Source organism: Campylobacter sp. BCW_6889 (assembly GCF_001762535.1).
Lineage (GTDB): Bacteria > Campylobacterota > Campylobacteria > Campylobacterales > Campylobacteraceae > Campylobacter_D > Campylobacter_D jejuni.
This window is the reverse complement of sequence record NZ_MJWZ01000073.1, coordinates 1-8201: the sequence shown is the minus strand read 5'-3', so window position 1 is coordinate 8201 and position 8201 is coordinate 1. Positions and strand designations below refer to the sequence as shown.

12 protein-coding genes are annotated in these 8201 nt (G+C 26.0%); 7 read left to right on the top strand and 5 right to left on the bottom strand.

The features are described from left to right. Positions 1 to 800 precede the first annotated feature (800 nt). The gene (locus AJ939_RS11240) at positions 801 to 1043 is read right to left on the bottom strand and encodes a hypothetical protein (protein WP_070233922.1); all 243 of its coding nucleotides are present in this window, start codon (positions 1041 to 1043) and stop codon (positions 801 to 803) included. Between the two features lie 385 nt (positions 1044 to 1428). Between AJ939_RS11240 and AJ939_RS10985 the strand changes: the two genes are divergently transcribed. Beyond that, the gene (locus tag AJ939_RS10985; RefSeq protein ID WP_002807115.1) at positions 1429 to 1599 is read left to right on the top strand and encodes a hypothetical protein; all 171 of its coding nucleotides are present in this window, start codon (positions 1429 to 1431) and stop codon (positions 1597 to 1599) included. Positions 1600 to 2321: 722 nt separating this feature from the next. Here AJ939_RS10985 and AJ939_RS10665 read toward each other — a convergent pair. The 3 genes from AJ939_RS10665 to AJ939_RS11230 all read right to left on the bottom strand — a co-directional run bounded on the left by AJ939_RS10665 (position 2322) and on the right by AJ939_RS11230 (position 3940). Beyond that, on the bottom strand, positions 2322 to 2489 hold the full coding sequence (locus AJ939_RS10665; protein WP_250540841.1) for a hypothetical protein: 168 nt from the start codon (positions 2487 to 2489) through the stop codon (positions 2322 to 2324). Between the two features lie 147 nt (positions 2490 to 2636). Further along, the gene (locus AJ939_RS11235; RefSeq protein WP_250492793.1) at positions 2637 to 3041 is read right to left on the bottom strand and encodes a hypothetical protein; all 405 of its coding nucleotides are present in this window, start codon (positions 3039 to 3041) and stop codon (positions 2637 to 2639) included. Continuing rightward, a complete protein-coding gene (locus AJ939_RS11230) occupies positions 3041 to 3940 on the bottom strand; it encodes a hypothetical protein (protein WP_250540842.1) in 900 nt (299 codons plus the stop codon). The genes AJ939_RS11235 and AJ939_RS11230 overlap by 1 nt, the downstream gene beginning before the upstream one ends. 990 nt (positions 3941 to 4930) lie before the next feature. On the opposite strand from AJ939_RS11230, the gene AJ939_RS10980 reads away from it, so the two are divergent. From AJ939_RS10980 to AJ939_RS08315, 4 genes are all read left to right on the top strand, one after another. Continuing rightward, positions 4931 to 5092 carry a hypothetical protein gene (locus AJ939_RS10980; protein WP_162835473.1) on the top strand — a complete coding sequence of 54 codons (162 nt, stop codon included), beginning with the start codon at positions 4931 to 4933 and terminating at the stop codon, positions 5090 to 5092. A 47-nt stretch (positions 5093 to 5139) separates the two neighbouring features. Next, the gene (locus AJ939_RS08325; RefSeq protein ID WP_044779626.1) at positions 5140 to 5274 is read left to right on the top strand and encodes a helix-turn-helix domain-containing protein; all 135 of its coding nucleotides are present in this window, start codon (positions 5140 to 5142) and stop codon (positions 5272 to 5274) included. Between the two features lie 34 nt (positions 5275 to 5308). Then, positions 5309 to 5494 carry a hypothetical protein gene (locus tag AJ939_RS11225; protein ID WP_250540843.1) on the top strand — a complete coding sequence of 62 codons (186 nt, stop codon included), beginning with the start codon at positions 5309 to 5311 and terminating at the stop codon, positions 5492 to 5494. Positions 5495 to 5637: 143 nt separating this feature from the next. After that, positions 5638 to 6015, top strand: a complete 378-nt coding sequence (locus AJ939_RS08315; protein WP_044780706.1) for a hypothetical protein — start codon at positions 5638 to 5640, stop codon at positions 6013 to 6015. A 450-nt stretch (positions 6016 to 6465) separates the two neighbouring features. Here AJ939_RS08315 and AJ939_RS08310 read toward each other — a convergent pair whose 3' ends face one another. Continuing rightward, positions 6466 to 6933, bottom strand: coding sequence for a hypothetical protein (locus AJ939_RS08310; protein ID WP_070210653.1), 468 nt, complete (start codon positions 6931 to 6933; stop codon positions 6466 to 6468). Between the two features lie 539 nt (positions 6934 to 7472). Between AJ939_RS08310 and AJ939_RS08305 the strand changes: the two genes are divergently transcribed. Further along, a complete protein-coding gene (locus AJ939_RS08305) occupies positions 7473 to 7787 on the top strand; it encodes a hypothetical protein (RefSeq protein WP_070210654.1) in 315 nt (104 codons plus the stop codon). A gap of 11 nt (positions 7788 to 7798) precedes the next feature. Further along, the gene (locus AJ939_RS10975) at positions 7799 to 7942 is read left to right on the top strand and encodes a hypothetical protein (RefSeq protein ID WP_002782730.1); all 144 of its coding nucleotides are present in this window, start codon (positions 7799 to 7801) and stop codon (positions 7940 to 7942) included. Positions 7943 to 8201 lie beyond the last annotated feature (259 nt).

The window sequence follows — 8201 nt, the reverse complement described above, 5'->3', positions numbered from 1 at the left end:
CAACTTTATTACACTTTCACTACACTTTAACTACAAAAATGTGAAAATTTGCATGTTTTTTGAAGTAAAAGTGTAGTTAATATGTAGTTAATGTTATTTTTATTACAACTTGAGTGCAACTTTATTACAACTTAACTACAAAAAAGAGTTTATTTAAAATACTATTTTATAGGGTTTTTAATATTAATTTAATTTTTATTGTTGAAAAAATATACTAAAAAGTGTAATAAAAAATAAAATATCAATATTTAGGGCTTATTATGTTAAAACCCTTATTTTTAGGTTCTTTTGCTTTTTTTGAAAAAAATGTAAAAAGTTGAGCCAATGGGCATAATGCAATAATATAGCCCAAATATAGGCATTTAAAGCTTATTATTGCGGGCAAGTAATCATCAATGTTTTACCGACATTTTGCGATTTGTAAAAAGCTTTTAAAATATCTATTTTGTAGGTTTTTAAGCATTGTTGATAATCGAGTTATTGTGTAAGATTTTTGGCAAAAATAGACTTTAGAGCTAAAAACTGCAAAATTTTCTTCATGGCGTGTATTTTTGATTGTGCTTGATTTATAGCGATAATATGAGAGCTAGGGCTTATTTTAGAAGTTCTTGCGAATTTTCAAAAATGCTTTGCAGTTTTGAAATGGGCTGTGGTTTTTGTTTTGTGTTGCGATTTTTGTAGGTTTTTTTGTGTTTTTTTTGATTGCAAGTGGGTATCTTGAATGGATATAGGGTTTAAAATGACAGAATTAGCCTTTAAAAGGCTAAAATGATTTTTTTAATGTTTTTATCGTTTTAGGGTTATTTTTTTGATTTTTGGGCGTTTTTTGAAAGAATATCGATTAGTGTTTCAAAATCTTGGATTTCTGATTTGGTAATTTTGAATTTATCTTTGAGGGTTAGGAATTGATAGGCTGAAACTATATCAAGCTTTGGGTATTTGGCTTGTAAATCGATAATGCTCTCATGGTTTTTAACTCTTTTTAGTTTGGCAATAAAAGTGTTTTTTGTTTTTTTGATATAAGCTATAACAGCAGGTGTCATTTTGCTTTTGTTTTCATCTGTTTTGCCATAGATTGAGAGTATGAATGCTAGACAGCTAGTTATATTGACAAATAATTTGTCGTTTTTCTCTTTGTGGATTATTTTGTTTAGGTATATTTTGGTAAATCAAGTTTCTATGGCTTTGTGCATTTTGTTTTTTCGCTTGGGCGTGTATTAGTTTTAGACATAAGTTTTCTTCTGTGGTTTTAGTGCTTTATGAAATTATACCGTATTTTTATTTAACTTGGGTATGAAATGAGTATTTTTATATATCAGGGAAAGTTTATGCTAGAAATATGTTTAAAAAATGGCAAAGATAGGGAGTAAATGAGAAAGAATGAGGCAATAAATAAGGCAATAAATGAGGGAATAAATGAGGTGATAAATGAGAGAAAGAATGAGTATAAAGGCTATAAGGATTTGTGTTAAGGATAGCGTTAAGATGAGATTTGAATGCGTAGAATGCAAGATAGGGAGGAATGGGAGATGGGGTATAAAGGGGGTGATAAATGAGGGGATAAATGATGAAAATTATTCAATGAAATGTAGCGGATAAAGAAGGGGAATAAATGAGGTGATAAAGGGTGAGAAGAATACTTTTCTATTTCAGGGGCTAAAAATACTTTAGGTTAGGTACAAAAATGGCAATATTATTAACGAAATTAATGAATGTTAGGTATAAAATTTTTTAACACCCTTTTTTTGAGAAAAATAAATTTCATTCTAAAAATACTATAAATCTCCAATTTATAGGCATTCTTTGCTTTAGGATAGGTATAAAAATGCTCTTGCTAAAGGCTAGACTTTTTAATGCTTAATTAAAACTATTTTTGTCTTTTTGTGGGTTTGGATTTGGAGTATTTTTTAATTGAAAAATTTACAAAAATTTTAGAGTAAAGATAGGTAAAAAAATAAAAATAAAAATAAAAATAAAAAATGATAGATAAAAAAACAAAAAAATAAATCAAAATAAATATAGTTTTGCTGTAATTTTCTCTTTGAATTTTTGCTCGTGAAAAGTACAAGATAATTTTTTTATTTTTTTAATCATTTAAAAAACAATATTTTTTATATGAAAATTCACAGAAAAAAAAGATAAAATTTTAATACTAATTTTAATTAATTTTATTTTAAGTCTAAAATATATAGAGATAAAAGTGGTATAAAAAATACACTATTTAAAAAATACTTATTTTTTTACTTGTTTTTAATTGATTTTTATATCTAAAATATTTTTTCTCATAAAAACATGATTACTCGTTTATATAGATAGACTTTTCAAGCTTTCTTTCCACTTCTTTTTTCTTTTTTTTCAATTGCTTCATCAAATCCTTTAAGCACTGAAAATGGAGCAAACTGTGCCGCTCTTTTTTCTAATGGCATAAGAGGATATTTTGTAGATTTTTTGTATTTAATATTAATAATATCATCTTGGTTATTAGGCATTGTGTCCTCCTATTTGCGAATTAATTTTTAAGCCATTTTCAAGACTCGAGGCTTTAAAAATAGATTTTTTTCCATATTTGTGAACAATCGCGAGTCTAGCTTTTTGTAATTTCTCTTCTTTTATAAAATTTTTATTTTCCTTCTGTTCTAAGTCAGTAAAAAGACTGGGTTCTTTAATTTTTTTATCGTGTCATTTTTTACAACATTATTAAGAGTAAGACTTATTTTTCTAATTAAAAAATCAGCATTAACTATTAAATCAAACAATTCTAAACCTTTATTGCAAATAGTTTCCAAGGAAGAGCTGTGGTAATCCAAATTGATTGTTGAATGTGCATTTTTTGGAATAGATCTTCCATAGGAATCTTTGCTCATTGGACCATTGTAGCTTTGTACCTTTTCTAAGCTTTCTTTATCATATTGTACATCTAAAATGATTTGATTGCATGTTAAATTTTGCTCAATTAGCTCAAGAACCATATGATCGACGATTTCTTTAAGCATATCTCTAGCTTTTTTAAAACTATAAGGTTTAGGCAAAACCTTAGCCATTACCTTAGAGATATGTTTGCTTTTATATTCTTTAATAGCTTGTGCATTGTACAGCTTTCAAACCCCCAAGCATGATCGATTAATAACTCAGCATTTACTCCAAAAATTTGATAAAGTTTATCCTCGTTATTAAGAGAGTATCTTGCTAAATCTCCCATATTGTTAATGCCTATGCTTTTTAGTTTTGTTGCATATCCTTTGCCTATACGCCAAAAATCATTTATGGGCGTGTGTTGCCATAATTTTCTTCTATAAAGCATTTCATCCAAATACCCTATGCAAAGTCCATCTTTATTAATATTTTGTTTTTTGGCTAATATATCCATTGCAATTTTTGCTAAGTAAAGATTTGTTCCTATTCCCGCAGTTGCTGTTATTTGAGTTGTTTTTAAAATTTCAAATAATATGTTTTCAATGAGTTTGTCAGCAGATAGCTTATAATGTTTGATATAAGGAGTTAAATCAATAAATACTTCATCAATGGAGTAAATATGAATGTCTTTTGGATCAAAATACTTTAAATAAATACTGTAGATTTTAGAACTATAGTCTATATATGTTGACATCCTAGGTTTTGCGACAATGTAATCAAGTTCTAAATTAGGATTATTTATTAGTTCAAGATGATTGTATGATTTTGCACTGAAATATTTAGCAATTTTTAAGCGCTTGTAATTGATTGTTTTTACTTTTTGTATTAGTTCAAATAGTCTTAATCTGCCTGATATATTATAAGATCTTAATGCGGGAGATACCGCAAGACATATTGTTTTTTCAGTTCTACTTTCATCCGCAACTACAAGATTGGTATTTAGAGGATCTAATTTTCTTAAAATGCATTCAACAGAAGCATAAAATGACTTAAGATCTATAGCTGCATATTTTTGCGTATTATCCATATTTTCACATTTGTATATAATAATTATTTTTTAATTGTATAAAAAGAATTTTAATAGACTAAGATTGTTAATTTTTAGTTCTTGTTTTGGAATTAATCAATAAAACAATCAAGCTTGTAGATTTTTTCATCTAAAAATTTTATCAAAAACCATGCCTTGTTTAAAATTACATAGTATTACTCAATATTATGCTTTTATATATTTAAATCGAGCGAGCAAAGTATACGAAAAGATTTATATCAAGTTTAATTTTAAATGATAAAATTTAAGCTGAAATAATGATAAAGTTTTTTGAAAATGCTGATTGTAATAAAAAGTTACATTAATATAGGCAAATGAAATTTTCTGCTATTTTTTTTAATAATAATTGCTATTGATAAAATAAAAATCTGCCTTATTTTATACATGGAAAAATCTCAAAATCTTTATCACTCCTTTCATTTTTCGCTATTTAAAAAAATGAAACTGTTATAATAAGGATCTTGCTTTTTATATAAATCATAAACCAAAATACCAATAAATCAAAAAAAGAAAGAGAAAATTAGTTGAAAAACAAATCGAGAATTAATTTTTAAAAAGACAGGAGAAACAATGAAAAAACTTAGAAAAATAGAGAAAAGAAATATTTAAAGATAAAACTTCTGCTTACAGCATTACATAGCATTATGCCAAAGGATATAAAAGGAATAAAACAAACGAAGTGCAATTTGACAGCTGGAACGAACGAAAAAAGAGCTTAAACAAAGTAAAATTAATCAGAAAAGTTAGTGTAAAAAAAGATTTATTGGCTTAGCATTGGTTTAAATATCGGTGCTGAAGTTTAAGATAAAAATGAGTTTTTTACGCGTCCTGTTTTGGTAATAAATAGTTTTTATAATGGCACATTTTTAGGCGCACCTTTAAGTTCTAAGACTAAAAACAAAAAAAGGCTTTTTATTTCACAAATTTAAGGACAATAAAGGCACTTTACAAGTTGCACTTTTAGGACAAATGAGAGTTTTTGATACTAAAAGGATAAAAACTTACATAGGAAAAATCAATGACAAAGATTTTGAAATGCTTAAAAATAAAATAGTAGAAAATATAATAATCCCTGCACTAAGACAGGGAAACTCAAAAAATGAGCCAAATCCTTTCATTTCTGAAAAGTAATGAAAAAATTATTACTAAAAAATATTAATCTAAAATAAAGGATTAGCATGACAGAAGAGAAAGAAAATATTATTAAAGAAGTTTGTAAAGAGTTAAACACTACTCAAACTGAATTAGGAAGACAATTAGATGTCTCTGCTTCTACAATAAATACTTGGGCTAGTGGTAAAATTCTAACTTAGTGGATTATATTCTACTGAAGAAATGGGCGTTGGAATGACTGAAACTAGCAATATTATTATCGATATTGAAGCTTGCCAAAACAATACTCATGAAAACAAAAAGAAAGTTGATTTCTCACAAAACTTTTCACAATCAAACGCTACAACTTTTAGCGAAGATGAAAGACAAATTTTGTTATCTTTGGGACTCAAAGTGAAAAATGAAAATGGTTATTATTGAATTGTAAGAAATACCTATGGTTTAAATGAAAAAATCAAGCAATTAGGTTATAGATTTCACTCTGAGAAAAAAACATGGTGGAAGCAAATTGGAAATGTAGCCTAAGAGCGCACATGAAAATATGTTATAATTTAGGAGTTAGTATGCAAGGATATGCCATGAAAAAAGAAATTACACTCAATGAGAGCTTTAAAACATTATTGAAAAGTATTTTTTCAGATACTGATCAAGCTAAAAAGCTCATTCAAGCTTTTGAAGAATTTGCTAATGATAGAGCAACAACGCAAAGGCTTAATTTTGGGAATTTAAAGCAAGAAGCCATTGAGCAAATAAGAAATGAGTTGGTTAGCAAGGATTTATTCCAATCTGAGACTAAAGGACTTGAAGCTGAAATCAAACGAATGGAAAGTTCATTAAAACAGCAAGGAATCTATTGGCTAGGAGCTTGTGTTGTTAGCATTGCCACTATAATTTCAAGTGTTTGGGCAATAATGGACTTTATGGTAAAACATTTAAAATAATATTCTCACACTAGAAACAATCTAGTGTAACTTAACCCTAAGGTGGGATATTTTATCCCTTGACTTTTAGCATTTTTTTGTTATAAGATAAGGAGAAAAAAGAAGGATTTTTTCAAAAAAATAGTAATATTTACAAAAATACCCACAAAAGCAATCTTAATATTCATGGAATCTATTGGCATAGGATTGTTTATAAATAGTCTTTATGGTTTACAAACAGGCGATAGTAGAGCTTTTATTATTCTCATCGAAAGTTTGCTAATTTTAACGGTAGTTGCATTATCATCAATCTTTCTTAAAGATTGAACTTTTTTGAAAAAAAGGAGAAAAAATGGATGGTTATAATATAGCTATTTTAATTGGTGCTATCACTTTCGTTTTTGGTACATTGGTTTTAGTAGCTCATTATCTCAATGATAAACACACTAACGAAAGTGAAAACTAAAAACCTTATTGTCTTAGAAATGATTTAAAGATAGACAAAATTAAATCAAAAATTGTAGGCTGTAAAATAAACATTAAAGCAGCAAGAATAATTACATATGTTCTAACTTCTCTTTTAAAACTATCTAGTTTGTTTTCAAGCTTATCAAGTTTAGCACATACTGAATCTTCAGGCTTATCAAGTTTAGCACCTATTGAATATTCAAGCTTATCAACTGAATCTTCAAGCTTATCAAGTTTAGCACCTATTGAATATTCAAGCTTATCAAATCTAGTATTCAAAAGATCTATAGTTGGTAATTTAGAAATGGCTTCTTTAAATTCTCTAAAAGATTTGTCTTTTATTTCTTGAGAATTTATTTGACTTTCTTTAGCAAATTCGTTAAGAGCTTTAATGAAATTTTCTTCAGTTTGATCTTTAAAATAGATAGAAAATAAAGCTTTTACACCTTCTGAAATATAATAATTTTTCATATTTATACAACCTTTTTTTAATTATAACATAGCAAATTTAAAAATGCAGTTTTTATAAAAATAAATAGAAATTTGTTTTGATTATATTTTACTCAATATTTTTTATTACATCTATGGTTAGTGAATATAATTAATAATTTTTATAAGGGCGTTTTCTGCTTCTTTGTTTTTATTCTTCTTTTTAAAAGCTACATCACAACACTTTATACTCTAAGCTTTTTAAAAGTACTCAAATAAGATTATCATAATAAATAATAAAAAATCAATTTCTTATTATTTTCATTTTATTTTTTTTCTTTTTTGTTATAATTTATATGTTAAAATAACATATTACAAAGTAAACAATATGGATTTATCTCATTCATATTATTTTAGCTTTTGCAATAGCCGTAGCCATATTTGTTACATTTTATGACTTTGATAAAAAAGATCATCAACATAATATAAAAAAATAATATCCTTAATATTTATAAAAATTAAAAAAAGATTTTAAGTCATTCTAAAAATAAAAATTTATACTATTTTTTAAAGGATTTGCTATGCAAAAAAATATACAAGATTATATTATTGATGTTCATTCTTGTGATCCCCATTCATCAAATGCTTATAAACAAGATTTATTTGATGTAGAAAATGAAGTTTTTGCTAAAGATTGTGAGTTTATAGAAAAATGTGGTTTAGATGATATGGTAAAACACAAACAAAGTGATGAAGTTTTTAAAGTGTTTTATAAAAAAGATGATAAAATAAGATTGCTTAGAGTTAGTAATATGCAAGCTTTAAATCGTTTTGATAAACTTAAAGGTGCAATGACAAAAATAATTTTAGATAGTGGTTTTAAACCTGATAAATAAAAAGGATTAATATGTGTAAAGATCAAGAATATATAGAGCAAATGAAAACTTTATTATTAAAAGGTTTTAAAGATGCCAAAGATGATAAAGTGTATCAAAAAGAACAGCTTGAACTTGCAGAAGCAGGAATTAATGATGGCTTAGAGGAGGATTAATTATATAATTAGCCATATATTTATATTAGTTTTTTTAAAAAACCGTTTTTACTATTCTTTAATCTTTTATATTGTATTTTGATTGTCTTATTTATGTAATTTTATATATAAAAAAAGTTTTTTCCAATTTTACAACAAAATCCTTTATGGTATAATAAAAATAAAAATTATATAAGAAAGGATATAAATGGCTATAAAAATTGAAATTAGCGGATTTGATAAGGATTTTTTACCTGTTTTTGAGAGTTTAGCTAAAAGC